This window comes from Pseudomonas sp. LBUM1658 (assembly GCF_059716055.1).
Map to the genome: position 1 here is coordinate 556,656 of NZ_CP166798.1, position 24,975 is coordinate 581,630.

Here is a 24,975-nt window from a genome sequence, read left to right on the forward strand (position 1 = left end):
CACCTTTCGCTTGACTTGCCCGCGAAGCTTTTGCTTTGGGCTTAGACCGGACAACCCTTGGCTCGCAGAATCGCATCAAACCGATCCGGGTCCAGGGTGCCGGCTTCGATCGCTGCCAGCGTGGCTTTTTCGCGGGCCAGCAGGTCGTGGCAGCGAATCAGCAGTTCCGGCAGCTCGGAGCGCGAAGCCGCGACCACGCCGTCACCGTCGCCGATCATCAGGTCGCCCGGTGCAACGAGCATCCCGGCGCAGGAAATCGGCACGTTGATTTCGCCGCCACCATCGGTGCTCGGGCCACGGTGTACGCCGCCGATGGCGTAGGCCGGCAACTCACCGGTCAGCCATTCGTCGAGGTCGCGCAGGGCGCCGTTGATCACCACGCCGACGATCCCGGCCTTGAGGGCCATGGCGCGCATAATGCCGCCGAACACGGCGCGGGTCAGGTCGGCGCTGCCGTCGATCACCAGCACATCGCCGGGGCGAGCCATCTGCATGGCTTTGAGGATCATCAGGTTATCGCCAGGGCGTACGCGTACGGTCAGCGCGCTGCCGAGCATCGGGGCGTTGCCATGGAAGGCCTTGAGGCCCAGACCACCGACGTTGCGGCCCAGGCAGTCGCTGACGGCAGCGGCGGGGATCTTGCTGAATTCCTTGAGCCATTTTGGGTCGAGGGGTTCAGCGTTTGGATTGATCATGTAGCCGGTGGGCCATTTGCTCGAAGATACGACATCAAACATGAGAAAGCCTCGTGGCCAGTCTAGTGGCGGCTTGTCGATTGGGGCGGGGGTGAAACGATTGCGCGGCACTAGATTAGGCCTGCACAGGGGGTAGGATCAAGGGTGAAGCGGTGTGGGGTGGGTTTATGAGGTGTCAGGCAGGGAGTGATGTGGTGTTTTGGGAGGACGCTATCGCGAGCAGGCTCGCTCCCACAGTATCCGGGCGGATCACAAATTTGTGATCCGCCAAATATCCTGTGGGAGCGAGCTTGCTCGCGATGGCCGCGCCGCGGTGTAACGGTTATTGCGCAGTCCGGCTCACTTCCCGCAGCGGCTTGCCGCGCACCGGCGCATCACCTGCGACGAAGTAGTCGGCGGTGCTGCGTGGCAGTGGTTTACGGCCACGGATCTTGTCGGCGATTTTCTCGGCGATCATGATCGTCGGTGCGTTCAGATTGCCGGTGGTGATGATCGGCATGATCGAGGCATCGACCACGCGCAGAGCTTGCATGCCATGCACACGACCTTCGGCATCGACCACGGCCATCTCGTCGGTACCCATCTTGCACGAGCAGGACGGGTGGAACGCGGTTTCGGCGTGCTCGCGGATAAAGGTGTCCAACTGCTCGTCGGATTGCACCTCGATGCCCGGGCTGATCTCACGACCACGGTAAGCGTCGAGAGCCGGCTGTTGCATGATTTCCCGGGTCAGGCGGATGCCATCGCGAAATTCCTGCCAGTCCTGCTCGGTGGCCATGTAGTTGAACAGGATGCTCGGGTGCTGGCGCGGGTCCTTGGACTTGACCTGGATGCGCCCGCGGCTTGGCGAACGCATGGAACCCATGTGCGCCTGGAAGCCGTGTTCTTTCACGCCATTGCTGCCGTTGTAGTTAATCGCAACCGGCAGGAAGTGGTACTGGATGTTCGGCCAATCGAATTCCGGACGAGTGCGGATGAAGCCGCCAGCTTCGAACTGGTTGCTGGCACCGATACCGGTGCCGTTGAACAGCCACTCGGCACCGATGGCCGGCTGGTTGTGCATCAGCAGCGACGGGTACAGCGAGACGGGTTGAGTGCAGGCGTATTGCAGATACAGCTCAAGGTGGTCTTGCAGGTTTTCACCGACACCCGGCAGGTCGTGGACCACCGGGATGTCGAGCTTGTTCAGCAGCTCGGCTGGGCCGACACCCGAGCGTTGCAGGATCTGCGGCGAAGCGATGGCGCCGGAGCACAGCAGCACTTCCTTGCGGGCCTTGGCTTCAACGCGCTCTTCAGCGTCGCCCACCAGATAGCGTACACCGACTGCACGCTTGCCTTCGAACAGGATCTTGTCGGTCAAGGCATGGGTGACGATGGTCAGGGTCGAGCGCTTCTTGGCGATGTCCAGGTAACCGCGAGCGGTGCTGGCGCGACGGCCGTTGGGTGTCACGGTACGGTCCATCGGACCGAAACCTTCCTGCTGGTAGCCGTTCAGGTCTTCCGTCCGCGGGTAACCGGCTTGCACGCCGGCTTCGACCATGGCACTGAATAGCGGGTTGTTGCCGGCTTTTGGCGTGGTCACGCTGACCGGGCCATCGCCACCGTGGTAGTCGTTCGGGCCGATGTCCCGAGTTTCCGCTTTTCTGAAATACGGCAGGCAGTTCAGGTAGTCCCAGTCTTCAAGTCCTGGAAGCTTGGCCCAGTTGTCGTAGTCCATGGCGTTGCCGCGGATGTAGCACATGCCGTTGATCAGCGACGAGCCGCCCAGGCCCTTGCCGCGACCGCATTCCATCTTGCGACCGTCCATGTGTGGCTCCGGATCGGTCTCGTAGGCCCAGTTGTAGCGCCGGCCTTGTAGCGGAAACGCCAGAGCCGCAGGCATTTGCGTGCGGAAGTCCAGGCGATAGTCCGGGCCGCCTGCTTCGAGCAGCAGCACGGTGACGCCTTCGTCTTCAGTCAGTCGGGTCGCCAGGGTGTTACCGGCAGAACCGGCCCCGATGATGATGTAATCATATTCTGTGGTCATGAGATCTCCGGGAGCTGCAAGCTCCAAGCTTCAAGCTGCAAGTAAAAGCAGCGAGCGGTGTCTGTGCGATTGAGTCGAGCGGCAAGCACTTGCTGCTTTTGATCTTGCTTCTAACTTGAAGCTAGTAGCTTGCCGCTTGCAACTGCTCAGAACACTGAGCTGTAATCGCCCAGTTCGACCTGTACCGATTTGATGCGAGTGAAGTTGTTCAGCGAGCTGATGCCGTTTTCACGGCCCACGCCCGACTGCTTGTAACCGCCGACCGGCATCTTGGCGTCGGACTCGCCCCAGGCGTTGATCCAGCAGATACCGGCTTCCAGTTGATGAATCACGCGGTGAGCGCGGTTCAAGTCTTTGGTAACGACGCCAGCGGCCAGGCCGAAGTCGGTGTCGTTGGCACGACGGATGACTTCTTCTTCGGTTTCGTAGGTGAGAATACTCATCACCGGGCCAAAGATTTCCTCGCGAACGATGGTCATCTCGTCGGTGCAATCGGTGAACACGGTCGGTGCGACGAATGCGCCTTTGGCGAACTCGCCTTCGGTCAGGCGACCGCCGCCGCACAGAACGCGAGCGCCTTCTTCCTTACCTTTGGCGATGTAGCCGAGTACGCTTTCCATGTGGGCGAAGCTGACCAGCGGGCCGAAGTTGGTGTTCTCGTCTTGCGGGTTGCCGACGCGGATGCGCGCAACGCGTTCAACGATCTTGGCTTCGAAAGCGGCTTTCAGGTGGCTCGGCACGAAAACGCGAGTGCCGTTGGTGCAGACCTGACCGGAGCTGTAGAAGTTGGCCATCATCGCGGTGTCGGCGGCGCGATCGAGGTCAGCGTCGTCGAAGATGATCAGCGGGGATTTGCCGCCCAGTTCCATGGTCACATCTTTCAGCGAAGAGCCGGAAGCGCTGGCCATGACTTTCTTGCCGGTGTCGGTGCCGCCGGTGAAAGAGATTTTTTCGATGCGTGGGTGTTCGGTCAGCCAGGTGCCGACTTCACGGCCGCTACCGGTCAGGACGTTGAACACGCCAGCCGGAACGCCGGCTTCGGTGTAGATCTCGGCCAGTTTCAGAGTCGTCAGGGAAGTGACTTCGCTCGGCTTGAAGATCATCGCGTTACCGGCTGCCAGGGCTGGGGCGGATTTCCACAGCGCGATCTGGATCGGGTAGTTCCACGCGCCGATACCGGCCACGACGCCCAGCGGCTCGCGACGGGTGTAGACGAAAGAAGTGGTGCGCAGCGGGATTTGCTCACCTTCGATGGCCGGCACCAGACCTGCGTAGTACTCCAGCACGTCAGCGCCGGTAACGATGTCGACGTAACGGGTTTCGGAGTAGGACTTGCCGGTGTCCAGTGTTTCCAGAGCGGCCAGTTCATCGTTGCGTTCACGCAGGATATCAACGGCACGACGCAGGATGCGCGAACGCTCCATGGCCGTCATCGCAGCCCAGACTTTCTGGCCTTTTTCGGCAGCGACCACTGCACGCTCGACGTCTTCTTTAGACGCACGCTGCACTTGAGCGAGAACTTCACCGTTAGCCGGGTTGATGGCTTCGAAGGTGGCGTCGCTGCTGGCGTCGGAGTAACCGCCATCGATGTAGAGTTTTTGCAGTTCGAAACGGGCCATAGTGTCCTCGCAAGTGCATAAGTGGTTGGCGTTGACCACTGGTCGCGCCGTGTAGCTCGGGCGGCGCCGGTCAGTGGCAGTTCAGGGGCTGAGCGGTTATGTGTGCTCTAACTCACCTGCTTGGCCAGTTGTAAATCCATGTATTCGTAAGCGATCTGGTGCGCCTGCTCGGTGTCGAAAGCATCTCCCGACAGCGCGCCGCGTAACCACAAACCGTCAATGAGGGCTGCCAGGCCGCGGGCGGCGCTGCGCGCTTGATCAAGCGGCAACACACGGCGGAACTGGCAGCACAGGTTGGAATACAGGCGGTGATCGTTGATCCGCTGCAACCTGTGCAAAGACGGGTGGTGCATGCTGGTGGCCCAGAAGGCCAGCCAGGTTTTCATTGCCGGGCCATTGACCTGGCTGGCGTCGAAGTTGCCTTCGATAATCACCTGGAGGTGGGCCCGTGGGCTGTTGTCCTCCAGCGCCTGACGGCGCGCGGTGACGTTCTCGCTGAGGACACTCATCAGATACTGCGCCGTGGCAGCGATCAGGCCGTTCTTGTCCTGAAAGTAGTGACTGATGATGCCATTCGAGACACCGGCCAAACGGGCGATCAGCGCAATGCTGGCGTCCCCCATTCCGACCTGATCGACGGCCTGCAATGTGGCTTCGATCAATTGCTGGCGGCGTATGGGTTGCATACCGACCTTGGGCATCTTGCACATCTCCTTAGGCCTGCCAGCAGTCGTCAAACGGCTACCGGCGTGAAGGCCAGTCTATTTTGTTTTGATTGAACGTTCAATCAACAAAGAATAAGATCTGCGACAATTCGTCGCTGCTTACAGCTTTTTCCTACGTGTAAATGGCGAAAAAGTGACATCCCGAAAAGCTCGAAACCCAAGCAGGGCATGGCGTGAACCGCCGAAGACCGAGGTGTTGGACACTGCGGCCCAAAAAGCTGGCAATTGTTCGTGCCAGGTCTTCGTAGTCGGTTCTCCACGCAGTCTCTGTGGGTTCGGGCTTTTTTCGGGGTGTCTTTATATCACCCGTCGGTCGGCCGCCAACTAAGCGATTGGTCGGGTGATGCACTGCCTTGTGTCTTTCTCTCGCACTGCCTGGAGCATCTGTGCCATGAGTTCTGCCTCTCTCATTAAGACCCCACCCGAGAAGGTGACGGTCAACGGTTGGGTGTTCTACACCTCTACCGCGCTGATCCTGCTGTTGACCGCCATTCTGATCATCGCCCCGCAAGAGGCCGGCAGAATGCTCGGAATGGCGCAGGCCTGGTTGTCCCGCAGCTTCGGCTGGTACTACATGGTGGTGATTGCCGCCTATCTGGTGTTCGTCGTTGGTCTGGCATTCTCCTCCTACGGCAAGCTCAAGCTGGGCAGCAAGGACGACACCCCGGACTTCAGTTACGGCGCCTGGGCCGGGATGCTGTTCTCGTCGGGAATCGGCATCTCGCTGCTGTACTTCGGCGCGTCCGAGCCGCTGGACCACTATTTCAATCCGCCGGAAGGTGTCGCGGGCAGCAACCTCGCTGCGCGTCAGGCGGTGCAATTGACATTCCTGCACTGGGGCCTGCACGGCTGGGCGATTTACGCCCTGGTCGGTCTGGCCGTGGCCTACTTTGCTTATCGTCACAACCAGCCGCTGGCACTGCGTTCGGCGCTGTACCCGCTGGTGGGCGAGCGTTGGGTCAAGGGCGCGGCCGGTCACGCGGTTGACGGTTTCGGCATGTTCGTGACCCTGCTGGGTCTGGTGACCAACCTGGGGATAGGCTCGCTGCAGGTGTCGTCGGGGCTGGAAAACCTGTTCGGCATGGAACACAGCAATACCAATCTGCTGATCGTGATCATTGTGATGAGCACCGTGGCGACCATCGCTGCCGTGTCCGGGGTCGAAAACGGCATCCGCCGGCTGTCCAACCTGAACATCGTGCTGTTCAGCGGCTTGCTGATTTTTGTGCTGCTGTTCGGCCCCACCCTGCACCTGCTCAACGGTTTCGTGCAGAACATCGGTGACTACCTCAACGGTGTGGTGCTGAAGACCTTCGACCTCTATGTGTACGAAGGCGACAGCGACAAGTCCGACCGCTGGCTGGGCCTGTGGACCCTGTTCTATTGGGCCTGGTGGATTTCCTGGGCCCCATTCGTCGGCATGTTCATCGCACGTATTTCCCGAGGTCGTACCGTGCGTGAGCTGGTGGCCGGCGTGCTGCTGATCCCGCTGGGCTTCACCCTGGCCTGGCTGTCGATCTTTGGTAACTCGGCACTGGACCTGGTCATGAACCATGGGGCGGTGGAGCTCGGGCGAACAGCCCTGGAGCAACCGTCCATGGCGATCTACCAGCTGCTTGAGCATTACCCGGCTTCGAAGGTGGTGATCGGTGTGTCGATCTTTGTCGGCTTCGTGCTGTTCCTGACCCCGGCGGATTCCGGCGCGGTAATGATGGCCAACCTTTCCTGCAAGGGCGGCAATGTCGACGAAGACGCGCCGCACTGGTTGCGGATCTTCTGGTCGATGGTGATCACTCTGGTGACCATCGGTCTGTTGTTCGCCGGCAACTTCGAAGCCATGCAGACCATGGTGGTGCTGGCGGGGCTGCCGTTCTCGGTGGTGCTGGTGCTGTTCATGTTCGGCTTGCACAAGGCCATGCGCCAGGACGTGCAGGTCGAACAGGAGCAAGCGGAACTGGCCGCTCGCGGTCGCCGTGGTTTCAGCGAGCGTTTGACTCAGCTGGACTTGCAACCGAGCCAATCGATTGTTCAGCGCTTCATGGACAAGCAAGTCAGCCCGGCGTTGGAAGATGCCGCTGCTCAACTGCGCGCTCAGGGGCTGGACGTGCAAACGTTGTTGGGCAAAGCCAAGCGTTGCATGGGCATGCGGCTCGAGATGGAAGAGGGCAACCCTTTTGTCTACGAAGTGAGCCTGGAAGGTTACCTTGCTACACCGACCGAGTCGGCTCAGTCCGATGAGGCGCGTCAGCGTTACTACCGCGCCGAGGTGTATCTGCACAACGGCAGCCAGGACTATGACTTGATGGGCTTCACTCAGGATCAGATCACCCGTGACGTGCTCGATCAGTTTGAAAGCCATCGGCAGCTCCTTGGCCGGGTGTATAGCTGAGGTTTGAGTGGGCGCGGTGTCTATCAGTTACACCGCGTTGCTCCTTAAAAGATCGCAGCCTTCGGCAGCTCCGGGAAATGTGTTCACCTGCGGATCGGCGGGTGTACTGGGTCGGTGTAGGAGCTGCCGCAGGCTGCGATCTTTTGATGCGGCGTAATCGTCCATGACAGATAAAACAAAAACGCCGCGATCTTCGCGGCGTTTTTGTGTGTCTTGTCCTTACCCCAGATTCTTCCCTAGCAACGCATGGTAGAGCTCGCTGTCGCCGAGTATCCCGACTACGTGCTGGTTGTCATGCAACACCAGTTTGTTGCCGGTCTGGTAGCGGATCTGCAGCGCTTCGCGCATGCCGATGTTGGAGTCCACCAGGGTCGGCCGACGGCCCAGGCCTTCCACTGCCTGACCCGGTACCCAGTTCTGCAGATCAAGGCTGGCGCCGTTCTGGCGTGCGCCCTTGATGGTGTTGCCTTCGGCCAGGTCGAGCCAGGAGTCGCCGCCCGGGTCCAGGCATACCGAACCGTTGATGCGTTTGCAGTTGTCCAGGGTGCGCATCAGGCTGCGACCGCAGAGAACGTTGAGCGGATTGGTATGGGCGACGAAGGTCCGTACATAGTCATCGGCCGGGTTCAGGACGATTTCTTCCGGTTTGCTGTACTGGACAATCCGGCCGTCTTTCATGATCGCAATGCGGCTGCCCAGCTTCAGGGCTTCATCGAGGTCGTGGCTGACGAACACGATGGTTTTGTTCAGCTTGTTTTGCAGTTCCAGCAATTCATCCTGCAGGCCCTGGCGGATCAGCGGATCGAGGGCCGAGAAGGGTTCGTCCATCAGCAGGATGTCGGCGTCCATCGCCAGCGCACGGGCCAGGCCGACTCGTTGCTGCATACCGCCGGAGAGTTCATCGGGCTTCTTGTTGCGCCATTGGGTCAGGCCCACCAGTTCGAGCTTTTCATCGACCAGCTTGCGCCGTTCCTTCTCGGGCCGGCCCTGCATCTCGAGGCCGAAGCTGATGTTCTCGCGCACCGTCAGCCAAGGCATCAGGGCGAATTTCTGGAAGACCATGGCAATGCGCTTGGTGCGCATCATTTTCAGTTCGGCCGGGGTGCAGGAGGCGATGTCGATTTGCTTGCCTTCATGCTCGACGAACAGTTGCCCGCGGCTGACGGTGTTCAAGCCGTTGATGCAGCGCAGCAGACTGGATTTGCCGGAACCGGAGAGGCCCATCAGTACACAGATTTCGCCTTTGTCGACGTCCAGGCTGGCCTTTTCGACACCGACGATCTGCCCGGTCTGTTTCAGGATCTGGTCACGCGTCATGCCCTTGTCCAGCAGCTTGAGGGCCTCACGCGGATCTTTGGAGAAGACAACGTCTACCTTGTCGAAGCGGATTATGCTCATGCGTCACCCCCTACTTTAGCGTCGGGTTGTTTGCAGATACGGTCGAGCATGATCGCCAGCAATACGATCGCCAGGCCGGCTTCGAAGCCCAGGGCGATATCGGCAGTGTTCAGTGCGTTGACCACGGGTTTACCCAAGCCATCAGCACCCACCAGTGCCGCAATCACCACCATCGACAGTGAGAGCATGATGCACTGGGTGATGCCGGCAGCGATGCTTGGCATGGCGTGGGGCAGTTCAATGCGCGAGAGCAACTGACGGCGCGAGCAGCCAAAGGCCTTGCCGGCGTCCATCAACTCTTGCGGTACATCGCGGATACCCAGGTAAGTCAGGCGGATGGGCGCGGCAATCGCGAACACCACCGTTGAAATCAGACCGGGTACCACACCCAGGCCGAACAGGGTCAGGGTAGGAATGAGATAAACGAAGGTCGGTACGGTCTGCATCAGATCGAGTACCGGACGCATGAAAGTATAGAACATGGGCTTGTGCGCCGCGACGATGCCCAACGGCACGCCGATGACCACGCAGACCAGTGTCGCGAACAGCACCTGGGCCAGGGTCTCCATGGTTTCCTGCCAGTAACCCAGGTTCAGGATCAGCAGGAGGGACAGTGCGACAAAGGCCGTCAGCCCCAATTTACGTTGAATGAAATGTGCCAGTAGCGCGATCAGGCCGATCAAAGCCAGCGGATTGAACCAGGTCAGCGCAAACGTCACGCCGTGGATCATCGTTTCCAGTGTCACGGCGATCGCATCGAAGGTGCTGGCGCCGTTTAGCGTCAACCATTCAACGAAGGCAGAGATGTACTGGCCCAAGGGGATTTTGTGATCAGTCAGCATGGTATTGAATGTCCACATGCAAGGAAAAGTACGTATCCAGGCGGGCTAGCCCGCCGGGAGCCTGCGGTTACTGCGCCAGCTTGGCTTTAACGGCCTCCAGGCCTGGTTTACCGTCAATGGTGGTGACGCCAGCCAGCCAGGTGTCGAGCACCTCTGGGTTTTTCTTCAGCCAGGCCTTGGCTGCCACATCAGGCTTCATCTTGTCGTCCAGGACGTTGCCCATCAGGGTGCTTTCCATGTTCAGGGTGAACGACAGGTTTTTCAGCAACTGGCCAACGTTGCTGCATTCCTGGGTATAGCCCTTGCGGGTGTTGGTGTAGATGGTTGCCTGACCGAAGTTCGGGCCGAAATAGTCGTCACCGCCAGTCAGGTACTTCATCTTGAAGCGAGTGTTCATCGGGTGCGGCTCCCAGCCCAGGAAGACCACCGCGGTGTTGCGGCGCTGGGCGCGATCGACCTGCGAAAGCATGCCTGCTTCGCTGGACTCGACCACCTTGAAGCCGGCGTCCTTGAGGCCGAAGGCGTTCTTGTCGATCATGCTCTGGATCAGGCGGTTACCGTCGTTACCCGGTTCGATGCCGTAGATCTTGCCGTCGAGTTCCTTCTTGAACTTGGCAATGTCGGAAAAATCCTTCAGACCCTTGTTGTACAGCTCTTCAGGCACCGCCAGGGTGTACTTGGCGTTTTCCAGGTTGGCGCGCACGGTGTCCACGGTGCCGGCATCGCGGTAGGCCTTGATGTCGTTCTCCATGGTCGGCATCCAGTTACCAAGGAAGATGTCCATGTTCTTGCCGTCGGCCAGGGACTTGTAGGTCACTGGCACGGAAATCATCGTGGTTTTGGTTTTGTAGCCCAGCGCATCGAGGACGACGCTGGTGGTCGCGGTGGTGACCGTGATGTCGGTCCAACCGACATCAGAGAAGTTTACGGTGCTGCATTGAGCCGGTTCTGCGGCTTGAGCCAGAACCGGCAGACTCAGCATGGCGGCCAACAACAACGACGGGGAACCTTTCATGGGTGGACTCCTTGGTGTTTTTTTCGGCGGTGTTCCGACTGGACGACCGCGCTTATATGTTGCGGTTGGATGGCGTTTTGAAAACAGCTCTACCACGGCGCCTTGCAATCGAGTCGACACTGATCATGTAACAGTGAAATTCAAACGCCTACAGGGTGCGTCGTATCCAGTACAGGGAGGGTCGCATCCAGTGTCGGTGACGTCGCTTACAGATTTTTTCAGCCCGACAACCGCACTTTTTGCCCATCTGCACCGCAAAAAACGGCCGGAACCTGCTGTTGGCAGATAGCGACGTTAGTGGGCATGAGTGAGTCGGTGTCAGACGTCGTGCCTTGCTGCAAAAGCCTGATGATGCGGTGGTCTCGGCGTTGAGCGTAGCAGCTCCGTCACCGGGCGCTTTGGCGTCTGGAGTGTGCTCATCAGGAGGTTCGCGGTAATGGCTATCAGTGTGTTTGACCTGTTCAAGATTGGTATCGGCCCGTCCAGTTCACATACGGTTGGGCCGATGCGCGCAGCCGCGCTCTTCGTGCAGGTTTTACGTGACCGTAATGTATTGGAACAAGTGCAGCGCATCGAAGTTCAGCTTTATGGTTCGCTGTCGGCCACCGGCATCGGTCACGGCAGCGACAACGCAGTGATCATGGGCCTGATGGGCGAATGGCCGGACGCGATCGATCCGTCGCAGATCGGCGTGCGTATCGAGACCCTGCGCGAAACCGACACCTTGCTGCTCGACAGTCGTTTACCGATCCCCTTCGTTTGGGCGCGGGACATGCGTCTGATCGATGAGAACCTGCCGTTCCATCCCAATGCCATGACCCTGGTTGCCGAAGGCGAGAATGGCGAGCTGCATCGCGACACTTATTACTCGATCGGTGGCGGCTTTGTCGTCGATGAGGCGCAGGCCAGCAGTGGTGTAGCGGACCTTGATCGCACCGTGCTGCCGTACGATTTCTCCAGCGCGGTCGAATTGCTCAGCCTCTGCCGCAAGCACAACCTGCGAGTTGCCGAACTGATGCTGGCCAACGAGAAGGTCTGGCGCTCGGAAGAAGAGATTCGCAGCGGTCTGATGACGCTCTGGCGCGCCATGCAAGACTGTGTCGAGCAAGGGCTCAAGCACGAAGGCATTCTGCCTGGCGGTCTGAATGTGCGGCGCCGTGCAGCCAAACTGCATCGCAGCCTGCAGGAGCTGAACAAGCCCAATGTGATCGGCTCGACCTTGAGCGCCATGGAGTGGGTCAACCTGTTCGCCCTGGCGGTCAACGAAGAAAACGCCGCCGGTGGGCGCATGGTCACCGCACCGACCAACGGTGCGGCCGGGATCATTCCGGCAGTGTTGCACTACTTCATGAAATTCAGCGAAGTGGTGACTGACGCCAATGTCGTCGACTACTTCCTGAGCGCGGCGGCGGTAGGGATCCTGTGTAAAAAGAACGCCTCGATTTCCGGGGCCGAAGTCGGCTGCCAGGGCGAGGTCGGTTCGGCCTGTGCCATGGCTGCGGCAGGGCTCGCGGAGATTCTCGGCGCGACGCCCGAGCAACTGTGCAACGCGGCGGAAATCGGCCTGGAGCACAACCTGGGCCTGACCTGTGATCCGGTCGGTGGCCTGGTGCAGGTGCCGTGCATCGAGCGCAATGCGATTGCCGCAGTGAAGGCTATCAACGCGGCGCAAATGGCTTTGCGTGGCGACGGACAGCACTTTATCTCCCTGGACCGGGTGATCCGCACCATGCGCGATACCGGTGCCGACATGCATGATAAATATAAAGAGACATCGCGCGGTGGGTTGGCGGTGAGTGCGGTGGAGTGTTGAGGGATTAGCAAAATTCTGTGGCGAGGGGGCTTGTCGGAACGCCGCATCGCCCCGTTCGGCTGCGCAGCAGTCGTAAAATCAGCTGATGCGTTCTGTCTGGTAGATCGCGGTTGCAGGTTTCAGGGCCGCTGCGCGCCCCAGCGGGGGCAAGCCCCCTCGCCACAGGACCAGTCAAAACTGCGCGCTAAGTGAACACCCGCTTTCAAGCGCGCCACCTTTTGGCGCGTCGCTTACAGATACGTGAATCATCCTCGGGTCAGGGCTCGAATTCGACCCTGACCGTCGGTCACCCGTGCTTGTGGTGACACTCTTTTACGACGGTTCTCACACCGTTCCCAAAAGTGCTACCGATTTGCTCACATGCAACGGGCTAGAGCACTTGCCTGCCTTAATGGCACTTATATCTCCCCACTCGACGCAGGCTTATATAGAGACATCGCGACGTCGTTTTCAGGAGTTATTGAATGGCCATTCAACTTTAGGCATGGCAATTGCTCTGTCATAACAAAGCCCGTCTCCCACGCGAGAACGATGGCAATAACAAGAGCCTCCGCCTGAGGCCATCACCCGCTTTGTGTGAGGAGATACCGCGATGACGTCGTTCAACTCCGGGGCCCAACCCCAGAACCGTGCGCCTCAATCCATCGGCTTTTTGCTGCTGGACAATTTCACGCTTATTTCTCTGGCTTCCGCAGTAGAACCCCTGCGCATGGCCAACCAATTGTCCGGTCGCGAGCTGTATCGCTGGACGACTCTCACCGCCGACGGCGGCCAGGTCTGGGCCAGCGATGGCTTGCAGATCACCCCGGACGCCTCGATGCACAAAGCGCCCGCCATGGACACTATCATTGTCTGCGGCGGAGTCGGTATTCAACGCACCGTAACCCGTGAGCACGTGTCGTGGCTGCAAAGCCAGGCGCGCCAGTCCCGTCGCCTCGGTGCGGTCTGCACCGGCAGCTGGGCCCTGGCCTGCGCCGGTCTGCTGGACGGCTTTGATTGCAGCGTGCACTGGGAATGCCTGGCGTCGATGCAGGAAGCGTTCCCGCGGGTCTCCATGAGCACCCGGTTGTTCACCCTCGATCGTAACCGTTTCACCAGTTCCGGCGGCACCGCTCCGCTGGACATGATGCTGCACCTGATCAGTCGCGATCACGGTCGTGAGCTGTCGGCAGCGATCTCCGAGATGTTCGTCTACGAGCGTATCCGTAACGAGCAGGATCACCAGCGCGTGCCGCTCAAGCACATGCTTGGCACCAACCAGCCGAAGTTGCAGGAAATCGTCGCGCTGATGGAAGCAAATCTGGAAGAACCGATCGATCTCGACGAGCTGGCGGTATATGTCGCCGTGTCGCGGCGTCAGCTGGAGCGCCTGTTCCAGAAATACCTGCACTGCTCGCCGTCGCGTTACTACCTGAAACTGCGCCTGATTCGCGCCCGGCAGCTGCTCAAGCAAACGCCAATGTCGATCATCGAAGTGGCCTCGGTCTGTGGCTTCGTCTCAACGCCACACTTCTCCAAGTGCTACCGCGAATACTTCGGCATTCCACCACGGGATGAGCGCGTCGGCTCCAACACCGCCCAACAGGTGGCGATGATGCCGATTCCGCAGGCACTGGTATTGGCGCCGTTGTCCGGACCGTTGTCGGCGTTGAGCCAGGCGAGGAATGAGTCGACGTTTGCCAGTGTGAGGCTATAGCCCATTGTGGCGAGGGGGCTTGCCCCCGCTGGGCTGCGAAGCAGACCTAAAATCGGCTGATGCATTTTTATCAGATGAAACGCATCAGCCGGATTACGACCGCTGCGCGCTCGAGCGGGGGCAAGCCCCCTCGCCACAGGTCGGTGTCATCTTCTGCTCCAGTATTAGCGGGAGAGGCGATCCATCAGGCGCTACGACTTTGTTTGTATTGCGCCAAAGCTGGCAACAATTGCCGGTCGATAGCCTGACGCACCGCCGGTAGAATCGTCGCGCTGCCGGTGTACATCTGCTCGACCATTCCTTTGAGTGCCTGGGCTCGTGCATCGCTCAAACCGCGTACTGCGCACTCGCAGGCTTGCTCGGCGGTCGAACCGCTGGATACTTCAAACCCCAGGGCCCTCAACTGGCTCAGCAGGTCGTCCTGGTCAATCAAATCCGCGTGCATCATGACGCTTATCCTTATTCAGGGAGTGTGGTCGTGGCTCGATTCTGGTTGGCACTCGGGGGCGTCGGCAAGGGCGATTTGTCGTTATGGCCGCAATACCTATGAACAGGTCGTTTTCGGCTAACTCACAGGGGATATGAGTGGGCACACTGGACCTCAGCTCATGTGTCGAACGGTTTGGTCACCCTCCGCGCAAAGCTCCTCAGCAACAAACCTCTGCCTCGATCTTGTCACGGCTTGATCGGGGCTTTTTTTGTCTGGGGATTGGGGAGGGGCAGGTCGATCTCTGTTGTCTGGCAGGACGCTATCGCGAGCAAGTTGGATCGCCGCACCGCCGCTCCCACAGGGTCTAGCGCTGCAACACCAATATCCGCGACAACAGCTCATCACGGTCGATGTAGCAGCCCTGGAAGTGCCGGGCGCCGGTGGCGGGGTCGAAGGCGTTGCGGGCGTGGAGGGTGCGGCGATTGTCGAAGCACCACATTTCGCCGGGGTTGAGCCGGCTCATCAGGCGGAAACGCGCTTCACGGGTCATGGCGATAAAGCGGCGGTAGGCGTGATACAGCTGAGGCATTTGCTCCGCCGACGCATCGAACGGTCCGCGCAGGAAGTTCGCCATGCGGATCTCGCTGACCCGGCCAAGTGCGTCCAGCGCAATGATCGGCGCCAGGCAGCGGTAGTCGCTGTGACGGTCTTTATTGCGAAACTCCACGGGGATTTCGCAGAGGCTGCGAAAGGCCTGCGGATCTTCCTGGCGCAAGGCTTCGGCGACGGCAAAACCATCGACAAAAATGCTCTCGCCACCGTCCGCCTCGTTGACCAGGCAATGCAGAAATTGCAGCCCCGGTTGCAACTCGCGGGTCGGCAGGTCGCTGTGCAGTGGCAGGTTGAAAGCGGTGTAAGCATTGCTGTCGGCGTCAGCCTTGGATTGCACGTTGAACAGCACGCCGAAGTTGCTCTCGCGAATAAAGGAAATCCGCTTGGCGATCTGCGTCAGCGAGCCTGGTTCGGTGGGCACGCCACGTACTTGTGTGAGGCCGATATCACGCAGCGCCAGCAGCCATTGCAGCAGCGCCCGGGGATCGTCCATCACGGCTTGATAGTCGAACACTGGCAGCTTCAGGTCACTGTTCCATAGCTGGGTTTTTGGCCTGCTGGCGCGCCGTTCTGCACGAGATTCATCGTCGTAAGCATGGGCTCGCAACCAACCGGGATCGAAGCGGCTGCCGTGGCCGTCCTGCCAATCGATGCACAGGCAACCGTCGGCATCGATATGGGTCAGGACGGGCGCGAGGTCTTCGGCGACGTCGACGATTTCCAGGACCTGCTCACGGGTCACGCTGTAGACGCAGACCGGGCAGGGGCAATTGTCCCGTAGCCACTGATGGTGAAACGGGCTCAATCGGCCATCGGCCCACTGCACCTGAACGTGGTCCGCCAGGGTTTGCGCGGCGGTCAGGGCACTGATCAGCGGATAACTGCGGAAGTCGGCAAAAGCGGCGGCGGTGTTCATTCGATCTCCTTGATTTCAATTGGTTATTTTTCCGCGGGCAGGCCGATTACCCGGCCGATGTAGGCGGGTTTTGGCAAGTCGACTTGCCGGGCCGTGATGGCCAGCAGCTTGTCCAGCACCGCTTCGCTGAATGGCGCGGAACGTGGCCCTGCGAGGTCGACATGAAGCAGCATTTGCTCATTGCCTGCCAGTTCCTGTTCTTCGCCGACCAGGTGCAGGCTGTGATAGAGGTGCAGGCGTTTACGGTCGTGACCGATGATCTGGGTGTGTACCTCGACCTCGGCATCGAGTTTCACTTCATGCAGGTAGTTGAGGTGCAGCTCGAGGGTGAACAGCGAGTTGCCGCTGGCTTCGCGGTTGTTGCTGTCCATGCCCAGTTGATCCATCAGCGCGTCGGTGGCGTAGCTGAAGATCAATAGATAAAACGCATCGCGCAGATGGCCGTTGTAGTCGACCCAGTCGGGGATGATTTGGGTTTGGTAAGTGGTGAGGGCGGGCATGATGTGGGGTCCGATGTTGGTGGTGGCTGGACTGCCGCTATCGCGAGCAAGCTCGCTCCCACAGGGGATCGGCTGGGTGACATTGAGAGTGTTCACACCACAAATCAACTGTGGGAGCGAGCTTGCTCGCGATGGGGCCAGACCTGCTGGCCGATAAGCCTGGGGGTTATTCGCTAAACGCCATGCCATGTTTCTCTTTGGTGGTCTTCACCGCCTCAAGCACCGCCAGCAGGCAATCATCACGATAGCGCTCCAGCGCCGAAATGCTGTGTGTTCCGAGTTGATCGCTGGTGCCATCGACCACGTCGTCGATCAGTTTGTCGGTCAACTCCGGTGCGGGCAGGTAGGTCCAGGGTAGTTTCAGCGCCGGGCCGAACTGGGCCATGAAGTGCCGCATGCCGGCGTCGCCACCGGCCAGGGTGTAAGTCAGGAACGTGCCCATGAACGACCAGCGCAGACCCGCGCCAAAACGAATCGCATCGTCGATTTCGCCAGTGGTTGCCACGCCATCGTTGACCAGGTGCAGCGCTTCACGCCACAAGGCTTCGAGCAGGCGGTCGGCAATGAATCCAGGAACTTCCTTGCGCACATGCAGCGGACGCATACCGAGGGATTCGTAGACTTTCATCGCCGCTTGTACGGCTTCTGGCGCGGTGTTTTTGCCGCCAACCACTTCCACCAACGGCAGCAGATAAACCGGGTTGAACGGATGACCGACCACGCAGCGTTCCGGATGGGTAGATCCCTCGTAAAATTCGCTGGGCAGCAGTCCCGAGGTGCTGGAGCCAATCAGTGCATTGGGCTTGGCCGCGGCACTGATTTTACCGTGCAGTTCGAGTTTCAGTTCCAGCCGTTCCGGGGCGCTTTCCTGAATAAAGTCGGCGTCCTTCACGCATTCTTCGATGGTCGCGACAAAGCGCAGACGATCCTGCGAAGCGCCCGGTGCGAGCCCTTGTTTCTCAAGCGCGCCCCAGGCATTGGCGACTCGTTTGCGCAAGGCCGCTTCGGCACCCGGCGCCGGGTCCCAGGCCACTACATCCAGGCCGTGGGCGAGGGCGCGGGACACCCAGCCACTGCCGATGACACCGCTGCCCAGCGCGGCGAAGGTTTTGATTTCGGTGATAAAGCTCATGGTGACTTCCTGAAGAAATTCGGTGATTCCCTTGTGGGAGCGAGCTTGTGTGGCGAGGGGGCTTGCCCCCTCGCCACATAAGCCCTCTCCCACAGGTGAGGTGTAAGTTCGGTTTAACCGCGCTTGGTCAGGCCCATCTTTGTCCGGCCCTCGGCCGGGGTCAGGACGCGGGCGCCCAGGCGGCTGAGGATTTCCGAAGCGCGTTCAACCAGTTGGCCGTTGGTCGCCAGCACACCTTTGTCCAGCCAGAGGTTGTCTTCCAGCCCGACCCGCACGTTACCGCCGAGCAGTACCGCTTGAGCCGCCATCGGCATTTGCATGCGGCCGATGCCGAACCCGGCCCAGACCGCATTGGCCGGCAGATTGTCGACCATGGCTTTCATGGTGGTGGTGTCGGCCGGTGCGCCCCATGGGATACCCAGGCACAGCTGGAACAGCGGATCGTCCAGCAAGCCTTCCTTGATCATCTGTTTGGCGAACCACAGGTGACCGGTGTCGAAAATTTCCAGCTCGGCCTTCACGCCCAGTTCTTGAATGCGTTTGGCGCCAGCGCGCAGTTGCGCCGGAGTGGAGACGTAAATGGTGTCGCCGTCGCCGAAATTCAGGGTGCCGCAGTCCAGGGTGCAGATTTCCGGCAGCAGTGCTTCAACGTGGGCCAGACGGGTCAGCGGACCCACCAGATCGGTGTTCGGGCCGAATTCCATCGGGTTTTCACCGGCGCCGATTTCCAGATCGCCGCCCATGCCCGCCGTGAGATTGACGATGATGTCGACGTCGGCTTCACGAATGCGCTCCATCACCTCGCGGTACAGCGCCACATCACGGCTGAACTTGCCGGTCTCGGGGTCGCGAACGTGGCAGTGGACTACAGTGGCGCCGGCCTTGGCGGCTTCCACCGCAGCAGCGGCGATTTGTTTCGGAGTGACTGGCACGTGTGGGCTTCTGCCGGTCGTGTCGCCAGCACCGGTGAGTGCGCAGGTGATGATGACGTCGTGGTTCATGAGGCGGTTTCCTTCAGGCGTTGTGAGTCACTGCGCAGCCGTTTGGCGCTGCGCAGATTGATTTGGTTCGGGTTATTTGCTGGTCAGTTTCAGGTTTTCAGCAGCCGGCTTGCCGTCGAAGGTGGTCACGCCTTCAAGCCAGCGCTGCTGGTCTTGCGGGTGATCCTTGAGCCACTGTACGGCTGATTCGAACGCGTCTTTGTGATCGAGCAGCGGTTGCATCATCCGGCTCTCGTCTTCCGCGGTGAAGGTCAGGTTGCTCAGCAGGCGGCTGACGTTCGGGCATTGCTCGGCGTACTTAGGCGCGGTGACGGTCCAGACGGTGGCCATGCCTTCATTCGGGCCAAGGGCGTCCTGGCTGCCGGTGAGGTAGGTCATCTTCTGGTTGACGTTCATCGGGTGCGGCGCCCAACCGAAGAACACGATGGCTTCATTGCGTTTCACTGCGCGAGTCACTGCCGAGAGCATCCCGGCTTCACTGGATTCGACCAACTGGAACTTGCCCAGGCCAAACTGGTTCTTGGCAATCATCGCTTTGATCTGGGTATTGGCGCCTGAGCCGGGCTCGATGCCGTAGATCTTGCCGCCCAGTTCTTTCTCGAATTTGGCGATGTCGGCGAAGGTTTTCAGGCCCTTGTCGGCGAGGTAAGTCGGTACCGCCAGGGTGGCGCGGGCATCTTTGAGGCTTGGCTCGGCCAGGACTTCGACTTGCTTGCCCTCGACGAACGGGGTGATGGTCTGGGTCATCAATGGGTTCCAGTAGCCGAGGAACATGTCCAGGCGCTGGTCGCGGATGCCGGCGAAGATGATTTGCTGGGAGGCGCTGGTTTGTTTGGTCTTGTAGCCGAGGCCGTCGAGCAGGACTTGAGTCATGGCACTGGTGGCGATTACGTCGGTCCAGTTCACCACGCCCATGCGCACGTTCTGGCACGCGGCGGCGTCGGCCGCCATGGCGCCGGAGCTCAAGAAAGCGGTACCGCTGAGTGCAAGAACACAGCTGCTGATCAGTCGTTTCATGGTGGGTTCCTCGGCAGTTCGTTATTGTGGGTTCCGGCATCTTCGTGCGCCGGTGATGCCAAGTTACGCAGCTCAAGGCTCGTGAAAGCGCACAGCGGCGACCAGCTCTTGCACTGCAGCGACCTGCGCTCTTGAATGCCGCTTGCAACTGGCGTATCAACGTCCACACGCTACCCGCCAACCGAGTGCGCTCCATGTCCCAGGATTTCTACTTCTTGCTCATGCCGGGTTTCTCGGCCATCGGCTTTATCTCGGCCATCGAGCCGCTGCGCGTGGCCAATCGCTTTCGTAGCGAGCTATACCGCTGGCATGTGCTGAGCGCCGACGGCGGGGCGGTGCTGGCCAGCAATGGCATGTCGGTCAACGCCGATGCAGCGCTTGAGCCGTTGAAGAAAGGCGCGACCTTATTGGTGGTGGCCGGTTTCGAGCCGCTTAAATTCGCCACGCCCGCATTGGAACACTGGCTGCGCCGTCTCGACCATGAAGGCGTGATCCTCGGCGGGATCGACACCGGCAGTGTGCTGTTGGCCGAGGCCGGGTTGCTCGAAGGCCATCGGGTTACCCTGCACTGGGAAGCCATCGATGCCTTCAAGGAGTCTTATCCACAGCTGGAAGTTACCCAGGAACTCTTCGAAATCGACCGCCGGCGCATCACCTCCGCTGGCGGCACCGCGTCCATCGACCTGATGCTCGACCTGATTGGCCAGGCCCACGGCCCGGAACTGGCGATCCAGGTGTCCGAACAGTTCGTGCTAGGGCGCATCCGTCCGCGCAAAGACCACCAGCGCATGCAGATCGCTACCCGTTACGGCATCAGCAACAAGAAACTGGTGCATGTGATTGGTGAAATGGAACAACACAGCGAACCGCCCTTGAGCACTCTGGAGCTGGCGGACTCGATCAAGGTCACCCGTCGCCAGCTGGAGCGACTGTTCCGGCTGCACCTCAACGACACGCCGAGCAATTTCTATCTGCGATTGCGGTTGGAGAAGGCACAGCAGTTGTTGCGCCAGACCGACATGAGCGTGCTGGAGGTGAGTATTGCCTGCGGCTTTGAGTCGCCGTCGTATTTCACCAGGAGTTATCGGGCGAGGTTTGCACGGTGTCCGCGGGAGGATCGGCGGCGTTTAGGGGATGGACGAGAGGTGGTTTGACAGTCATTTATAGTCAATTATACTCGCTACTATAAATTATAGTCGTCGCAATAATTGAGTATAAAACCATGTCGAAAAACACCGGTTTTGTGTTCCGTCGTCCAGGTCTGGCTCTCAACATTGCCGATGGATTGGTCGGTTCCGGAATTCAGGATTACACCTCGGGTCTATTTCTGGCCGCGCCGCGGCGCACAGGTAAAAGTACCTTCCTGCGCGAAGACCTGATGCCCGAGTGCGAAAATCGTGGCTGGCTGGCGGTCTACGTCGATCTCTGGGCCAACAAGGAAAAAGATCCCGCAGATCTGATCGCTGCGGCCATCGCCGGTGCACTGGTGTCCTATGAGAAAGGCATTCGCAAGTTGGCCAAGTCTATGGGCATCGAAAAGCTCAGCTTCTTGCGAACGCTGTCCTGGGACTTCAGCAAGCCTCAATTGCCGGAAGGCGCAACACTGACTCAAGCTCTGGAGCTTCTGCATAGCGTCGCCGGTAAGACGGTGGTGCTGATCATTGATGAAGCACAGCATGCGTTGACGACCGACGCAGGGGTCAACGCGATGTTCGCCCTCAAGGCCGCGCGGGACCAGCTTAATCAGGGCCGCGAAGGCGACACGAGCGGCTTGCGTCTGGTGTTCACGGGTTCCAATCGCGACAAGCTCGCCCATTTGGTACTCAGCCGAAACCAGCCGTTCTATGGATCGAGCATTACGCCGTTCCCGCTGCTGGGCAAAGAATTCACTAAAGCATATACCGTCCATCTGAACGCGCACTTGGCGCAGACCAACCAGTTCACCGCCGAAGACATTGATGAAGCCTTTGAGTTGGTAGGGCGTCGTCCGGAAATGCTGCGAAGCATCATCGGTGAGGTTGCTCTGGAGCTGGGTGAAGCCAGCAATTTGAGTGAGTTATTGCGTAACAGCGCCCAATTGCTACGCGCTGGTGTCTGGACCGAGTTCGAAAGCGCCTGGAATGCCCTGACCATTCCTCAGCGAGCGGTGCTGGAAGTCATGGTAGACCGTTCGCAGAGCAACGAACCCTTTGCTCCCTTTACCGACGCGACCGTGTTGGCAGTGGGCAAAACTCTGGAGGCGATGGGCAGTGATGTGGTGCCTGGTACCCAGACGATTCAGTCCTGTATTGACGCCCTTCGCGACAAGGAGCTGGTCTGGAAGTCGAATCGCGGGGCCTATGCGCTTGAGGACAAATCGTTTGCCGACTGGCTCAAGCACTATCACGGGCAGAAGGGCCGCTAGGCTTACTTCTTCATCAGCGCCGAACACGCCGCTTTAAACGCCTCATGCTGATACTTGTGCAGCGTCGCTGGCAGTTCGAAGTCGAATTTCTTGTTCTGTGCGTTAATGGTCTGCGGGGAAAGCAGGGTGACCTCGCAGTTTTCCAGTAACTGGAAAATCCCTTCGATCTTGAACGTGGTCGGCCCGCCGGCGAATTCGCCTTTTTTGCTGCGTTTCTTGATGGCGATCCGGTCGATGCTGTTTTCGCGAACAAAAGACCCTACCTGAGCGGCAAAGATTTTGACGTTGGCGGCTTCGTCATCGTCGTCGAGGGCGATTTTCCTGGTGGCCAGGGCGACGTGGGTCAGGACCTGATTGTCGAGGGAGGCGACGGCGATGATTGCCTCGCTGCCTTTGATTTCGATGCCGCAGATTTTCATGTAAATCCTTTGAATTCGTTGGATGGAGCGTTGTTCGCTCTATCGTTTTCGCGGGCAAGTCGGATTGCCGCACCGCCGCTCCCACACAAGCCCGATCCCGCAGGTAATGCGCAAAACTACTCCTGCCCGATCGACTCCAGAAACTCCGACCGTTCGTCACTCATCCGCGCCACACAATCATTTTGCGCAATGGTGTAGGCCTTGCTGCCGGGTTTGGCGGGGAAGGACTCCACGGCACAGTCGGCATCGCGTTGTTTTTGCCACAGTTGCTGGGCGGTTTTGATCTTGCCAGTGATGTCGTTGAGCTGGGCCTTGTCGTTGCCGTACAGGGTATTCAGCCGCTCGAGCAGGGCCTGGACGTTGTCGCTGAGCAGTTGTTCGGCGGTAGTCTTGTTGAATGTCGCGCATTCCAGCGTCTGTTGGTCATGTTCCACGTCATCGCATGGCGTGTTTTCGGCTTCTTCAGCCGCCTGTACGCCGGTCGCTATCAGTGCCAAAGCCAGGAAGATCGATTTCATTGCGCCGCCCCAAATTCGTTGATGCGACGAATTCTGGCCCAAGCGCAAGGCAAAGAACAGATGAGCTTTAGTCCTGTCTCGAGACCCTTTGTCGCTGATTGACGCTTTCGGCAATTCCCCTGTCGTTTTTGCACCCGGCTGCCCCGGCCCTCAGGCATATGCTGACCCCAAAGCGCCGGCAGACGATTCGGCGCATGAATCGCTAATAAGGGGACAGCCTGATGAGCCCAGCCGAATTGCACGCCGACAGCATCGTTATCGACGGGCTGATCATTGCCAAGTGGAACCGTGAGCTGTTTGAAGACATGCGCAAGGGCGGTCTGACCGCGGCCAACTGCACCGTGTCGGTGTGGGAGGGCTTCCAGGCCACCGTCAACAACATCGCCGCCAGCCAGAAGTTGATCCGCGAGAACAGCGACCTGGTGATTCCGGTGCGCACCACCGCCGATATTCGCAAGGCCAAGGAACAGGGCAAGACCGGCATCCTCTTCGGTTTCCAGAATGCCCACGCCTTCGAGGACCAGATCGGCTACGTCGAGATCTTCAAGCAGCTGGGCGTCGGTATCGTGCAGATGTGCTACAACACCCAGAATCTGGTGGGCACCGGTTGCTACGAGCGTGATGGCGGCCTGTCGGGTTTCGGTCGCGAGATCGTTGCCGAAATGAACCGCGTCGGGGTCATGTGCGACCTGTCCCACGTCGGTTCCAAGACCTCCGAGGAAGTCATTCTCGAGTCCAAGAAGCGGGTCTGCTACTCCCACTGCCTGCCGTCGGGTCTTAAAGAGCACCCACGCAACAAATCCGATGAAGAGCTGAAGTTCATCGCCGACCACGGCGGTTTCGTCGGCGTGACCATGTTCGCGCCGTTCCTGGCCAAGGGTATTGATTCGACCATCGACGACTACGCCGAAGCCATCGAATACACCATGAACATCGTCGGCGAAGACGCCATCGGTATCGGCACCGACTTCACCCAAGGCCATGGCCAGGACTTCTTCGAGTACCTGACCCACGACAAGGGCTACGCCCGCCGTCTGACCAGTTTCGGCAAGATCATCAACCCGCTGGGCATCCGCACCGTGGGCGAGTTCCCGAACCTCACCGAGACCCTGCTCAAGCGCGGTCACCCTGAGCGCGTGGTGCGCAAGATCATGGGCGAAAACTGGGTCAGCGTCCTCAAGGATGTCTGGGGCGAATAAGCCCTCCACCTAATCCATTTCCCCCTGCCGTCCGCGCAGGGGGCAACAAACCGAATTTTCTGGAGTTAAGTTTCCATGGCCAAGATCGCCCCGCAATTGCCTATCGAAGTCGACAGTGAGACCGGTGTCTGGACCTCTGACGCCCTGCCGATGCTGTATGTGCCACGTCATTTCTTCGTTAACAACCACATGGGTATCGAAGAAGTACTGGGCGCCGACGCCTACGCCGAAATCCTCTACAAGGCCGGCTACAAATCCGCCTGGCACTGGTGCGAGAAAGAGGCTGAATGCCACGGCCTGGAAGGTGTCGCAGTATTCGAACACTACATGAAACGCCTGTCGCAACGCGGCTGGGGGTTGTTCAAGATCCAGGACATCGACCTGGAAAAAGGCACTGCCAGCGTCAAGCTCGAGCATTCGGCGTTCGTCTACGTCTACGGCAAGGTCGGGCGCAAGGTCGACTACATGTTCACTGGCTGGTTCGCCGGCGCCATGGACCAGATTCTCCAGGCCCGCGGCAGCTCGATCCGTACCGTAGCAGAACAGGTTTACGGTGGCTCCGAAGAAGGCCACGACGACGGTTTGTTCACCGTCAAGCCGTTGTAAGTC

Annotated in this window: 22 protein-coding genes; 7 read left to right on the forward strand and 15 right to left on the reverse strand. The window is 59.6% G+C overall.

From position 1 onward, the window contains the following. Window positions 1–41 precede the first annotated feature (41 nt). From ACA064_RS02510 to betI, 4 genes are all read right to left on the reverse strand, one after another. Window positions 42–737, reverse strand: a complete 696-nt coding sequence (locus ACA064_RS02510; RefSeq protein ID WP_150645414.1) for an RraA family protein — start codon at window positions 735–737, stop codon at window positions 42–44. 280 nt (window positions 738–1,017) lie between these two features. After that, the gene (gene betA / locus ACA064_RS02515) at window positions 1,018–2,721 is read right to left on the reverse strand and encodes a choline dehydrogenase (protein ID WP_497671983.1); all 1,704 of its coding nucleotides are present in this window, start codon (window positions 2,719–2,721) and stop codon (window positions 1,018–1,020) included. Between the two features lie 146 nt (window positions 2,722–2,867). After that, window positions 2,868–4,340: a betaine-aldehyde dehydrogenase gene (gene betB / locus ACA064_RS02520; protein ID WP_497671984.1), complete on the reverse strand. Its 1,473-nt coding sequence runs from the start codon at window positions 4,338–4,340 to the stop codon at window positions 2,868–2,870. A 107-nt stretch (window positions 4,341–4,447) separates the two neighbouring features. Continuing rightward, on the reverse strand, window positions 4,448–5,041 hold the full coding sequence (betI, locus tag ACA064_RS02525; RefSeq protein ID WP_497671985.1) for a transcriptional regulator BetI: 594 nt from the start codon (window positions 5,039–5,041) through the stop codon (window positions 4,448–4,450). A gap of 472 nt (window positions 5,042–5,513) precedes the next feature. Here betI and ACA064_RS02530 point away from each other — a divergent pair, with 472 nt between their 5' ends. Continuing rightward, complete coding sequence (locus tag ACA064_RS02530) at window positions 5,514–7,454, forward strand: BCCT family transporter (protein WP_497674158.1); 1,941 nt, start codon at window positions 5,514–5,516, stop codon at window positions 7,452–7,454. Between the two features lie 219 nt (window positions 7,455–7,673). On the opposite strand, the gene choV is transcribed toward ACA064_RS02530, so the two are convergent. From choV to ACA064_RS02545, 3 genes are all read right to left on the reverse strand, one after another. Next, a complete protein-coding gene (choV, locus tag ACA064_RS02535; RefSeq protein ID WP_497671986.1) occupies window positions 7,674–8,852 on the reverse strand; it encodes a choline ABC transporter ATP-binding protein in 1,179 nt (392 codons plus the stop codon). Continuing rightward, window positions 8,849–9,694, reverse strand: coding sequence for a choline ABC transporter permease subunit (gene choW, locus ACA064_RS02540; RefSeq protein WP_497671987.1), 846 nt, complete (start codon window positions 9,692–9,694; stop codon window positions 8,849–8,851). The genes choV and choW overlap by 4 nt, the downstream gene beginning before the upstream one ends. A gap of 67 nt (window positions 9,695–9,761) precedes the next feature. Then, on the reverse strand, window positions 9,762–10,709 hold the full coding sequence (locus tag ACA064_RS02545) for a choline ABC transporter substrate-binding protein (RefSeq protein ID WP_497671988.1): 948 nt from the start codon (window positions 10,707–10,709) through the stop codon (window positions 9,762–9,764). A gap of 436 nt (window positions 10,710–11,145) precedes the next feature. Between ACA064_RS02545 and ACA064_RS02550 the strand changes: the two genes are divergently transcribed. Then, window positions 11,146–12,522 carry an L-serine ammonia-lyase gene (locus ACA064_RS02550; protein WP_497671989.1) on the forward strand — a complete coding sequence of 459 codons (1,377 nt, stop codon included), beginning with the start codon at window positions 11,146–11,148 and terminating at the stop codon, window positions 12,520–12,522. 592 nt (window positions 12,523–13,114) lie between these two features. Then, window positions 13,115–14,218 carry a choline metabolism transcriptional regulator GbdR gene (gene gbdR, locus ACA064_RS02555; protein WP_497671990.1) on the forward strand — a complete coding sequence of 368 codons (1,104 nt, stop codon included), beginning with the start codon at window positions 13,115–13,117 and terminating at the stop codon, window positions 14,216–14,218. A 184-nt stretch (window positions 14,219–14,402) separates the two neighbouring features. Here the strand turns inward: gbdR and ACA064_RS02560 are convergent, their stop codons facing one another. The 6 genes from ACA064_RS02560 to choX all read right to left on the reverse strand — a co-directional run bounded on the left by ACA064_RS02560 (window position 14,403) and on the right by choX (window position 19,826). Further along, entirely contained in the window at window positions 14,403–14,666 is a 264-nt protein-coding gene (locus ACA064_RS02560; RefSeq protein ID WP_497671991.1) for a hypothetical protein, read from the reverse strand. 346 nt (window positions 14,667–15,012) lie between these two features. Further along, a complete protein-coding gene (locus ACA064_RS02565) occupies window positions 15,013–16,176 on the reverse strand; it encodes a gamma-butyrobetaine dioxygenase (protein WP_497671992.1) in 1,164 nt (387 codons plus the stop codon). A gap of 23 nt (window positions 16,177–16,199) precedes the next feature. Continuing rightward, window positions 16,200–16,676: a thioesterase family protein gene (locus tag ACA064_RS02570; protein ID WP_497674159.1), complete on the reverse strand. Its 477-nt coding sequence runs from the start codon at window positions 16,674–16,676 to the stop codon at window positions 16,200–16,202. Between the two features lie 166 nt (window positions 16,677–16,842). Next, complete coding sequence (locus ACA064_RS02575; RefSeq protein ID WP_497671993.1) at window positions 16,843–17,808, reverse strand: L-carnitine dehydrogenase; 966 nt, start codon at window positions 17,806–17,808, stop codon at window positions 16,843–16,845. Window positions 17,809–17,921: 113 nt separating this feature from the next. Next, entirely contained in the window at window positions 17,922–18,809 is an 888-nt protein-coding gene (gene cdhC / locus ACA064_RS02580; protein ID WP_497671994.1) for a 3-dehydrocarnitine:acetyl-CoA trimethylamine transferase CdhC, read from the reverse strand. Between the two features lie 72 nt (window positions 18,810–18,881). Beyond that, on the reverse strand, window positions 18,882–19,826 hold the full coding sequence (gene choX, locus ACA064_RS02585; protein WP_497671995.1) for a choline ABC transporter substrate-binding protein: 945 nt from the start codon (window positions 19,824–19,826) through the stop codon (window positions 18,882–18,884). Between the two features lie 194 nt (window positions 19,827–20,020). Here choX and ACA064_RS02590 point away from each other — a divergent pair, with 194 nt between their 5' ends. Beyond that, window positions 20,021–20,980 carry a GlxA family transcriptional regulator gene (locus ACA064_RS02590; RefSeq protein ID WP_497671996.1) on the forward strand — a complete coding sequence of 320 codons (960 nt, stop codon included), beginning with the start codon at window positions 20,021–20,023 and terminating at the stop codon, window positions 20,978–20,980. Between the two features lie 68 nt (window positions 20,981–21,048). After that, complete coding sequence (locus tag ACA064_RS02595; RefSeq protein ID WP_497671997.1) at window positions 21,049–22,230, forward strand: AAA family ATPase; 1,182 nt, start codon at window positions 21,049–21,051, stop codon at window positions 22,228–22,230. A 2-nt stretch (window positions 22,231–22,232) separates the two neighbouring features. Here ACA064_RS02595 and ACA064_RS02600 read toward each other — a convergent pair whose 3' ends face one another. Together ACA064_RS02600 and ACA064_RS02605 are read right to left on the reverse strand one after the other, a co-directional pair. Then, a complete protein-coding gene (locus ACA064_RS02600) occupies window positions 22,233–22,649 on the reverse strand; it encodes a DUF3010 family protein (protein ID WP_497671998.1) in 417 nt (138 codons plus the stop codon). 116 nt (window positions 22,650–22,765) lie between these two features. Continuing rightward, window positions 22,766–23,167: a lysozyme inhibitor LprI family protein gene (locus ACA064_RS02605; RefSeq protein ID WP_497671999.1), complete on the reverse strand. Its 402-nt coding sequence runs from the start codon at window positions 23,165–23,167 to the stop codon at window positions 22,766–22,768. Between the two features lie 221 nt (window positions 23,168–23,388). On the opposite strand from ACA064_RS02605, the gene ACA064_RS02610 reads away from it, so the two are divergent. Next, complete coding sequence (locus ACA064_RS02610; RefSeq protein WP_150807152.1) at window positions 23,389–24,366, forward strand: dipeptidase; 978 nt, start codon at window positions 23,389–23,391, stop codon at window positions 24,364–24,366. 75 nt (window positions 24,367–24,441) lie between these two features. Then, window positions 24,442–24,972 (forward strand): DUF5943 domain-containing protein, encoded by a 531-nt coding sequence (locus ACA064_RS02615; RefSeq protein WP_150807153.1) that lies wholly within the window; start codon window positions 24,442–24,444, stop codon window positions 24,970–24,972. Window positions 24,973–24,975: the final 3 nt, after the last annotated feature.

Excerpts from the sequence above, each read along its gene's own strand:
- ACA064_RS02510 (WP_150645414.1), bottom strand. The coding sequence starts at position 737 with ATGTTTGATGTCGTATCTTCGAGCAAATGGCCCACCGGCTACATGATC.
- betA (WP_497671983.1), bottom strand. The coding sequence starts at position 2,721 with ATGACCACAGAATATGATTACATCATCATCGGGGCCGGTTCTGCCGGT.
- betB (WP_497671984.1), bottom strand. The coding sequence starts at position 4,340 with ATGGCCCGTTTCGAACTGCAAAAACTCTACATCGATGGCGGTTACTCC.
- betI (WP_497671985.1), bottom strand. The coding sequence starts at position 5,041 with ATGCCCAAGGTCGGTATGCAACCCATACGCCGCCAGCAATTGATCGAA.
- choV (WP_497671986.1), bottom strand. The coding sequence starts at position 8,852 with ATGAGCATAATCCGCTTCGACAAGGTAGACGTTGTCTTCTCCAAAGAT.
- choW (WP_497671987.1), bottom strand. The coding sequence starts at position 9,694 with ATGCTGACTGATCACAAAATCCCCTTGGGCCAGTACATCTCTGCCTTC.
- ACA064_RS02545 (WP_497671988.1), bottom strand. The coding sequence starts at position 10,709 with ATGAAAGGTTCCCCGTCGTTGTTGTTGGCCGCCATGCTGAGTCTGCCG.
- ACA064_RS02550 (WP_497671989.1), top strand. The coding sequence starts at position 11,146 with ATGGCTATCAGTGTGTTTGACCTGTTCAAGATTGGTATCGGCCCGTCC.
- gbdR (WP_497671990.1), top strand. The coding sequence starts at position 13,115 with ATGACGTCGTTCAACTCCGGGGCCCAACCCCAGAACCGTGCGCCTCAA.
- ACA064_RS02560 (WP_497671991.1), bottom strand. The coding sequence starts at position 14,666 with ATGATGCACGCGGATTTGATTGACCAGGACGACCTGCTGAGCCAGTTG.
- ACA064_RS02565 (WP_497671992.1), bottom strand. The coding sequence starts at position 16,176 with ATGAACACCGCCGCCGCTTTTGCCGACTTCCGCAGTTATCCGCTGATC.
- ACA064_RS02570 (WP_497674159.1), bottom strand. The coding sequence starts at position 16,676 with ATGCCCGCCCTCACCACTTACCAAACCCAAATCATCCCCGACTGGGTC.
- ACA064_RS02575 (WP_497671993.1), bottom strand. The coding sequence starts at position 17,808 with ATGAGCTTTATCACCGAAATCAAAACCTTCGCCGCGCTGGGCAGCGGT.
- cdhC (WP_497671994.1), bottom strand. The coding sequence starts at position 18,809 with ATGAACCACGACGTCATCATCACCTGCGCACTCACCGGTGCTGGCGAC.
- choX (WP_497671995.1), bottom strand. The coding sequence starts at position 19,826 with ATGAAACGACTGATCAGCAGCTGTGTTCTTGCACTCAGCGGTACCGCT.
- ACA064_RS02590 (WP_497671996.1), top strand. The coding sequence starts at position 20,021 with ATGTCCCAGGATTTCTACTTCTTGCTCATGCCGGGTTTCTCGGCCATC.
- ACA064_RS02595 (WP_497671997.1), top strand. The coding sequence starts at position 21,049 with ATGTCGAAAAACACCGGTTTTGTGTTCCGTCGTCCAGGTCTGGCTCTC.
- ACA064_RS02600 (WP_497671998.1), bottom strand. The coding sequence starts at position 22,649 with ATGAAAATCTGCGGCATCGAAATCAAAGGCAGCGAGGCAATCATCGCC.
- ACA064_RS02605 (WP_497671999.1), bottom strand. The coding sequence starts at position 23,167 with ATGAAATCGATCTTCCTGGCTTTGGCACTGATAGCGACCGGCGTACAG.
- ACA064_RS02610 (WP_150807152.1), top strand. The coding sequence starts at position 23,389 with ATGAGCCCAGCCGAATTGCACGCCGACAGCATCGTTATCGACGGGCTG.
- ACA064_RS02615 (WP_150807153.1), top strand. The coding sequence starts at position 24,442 with ATGGCCAAGATCGCCCCGCAATTGCCTATCGAAGTCGACAGTGAGACC.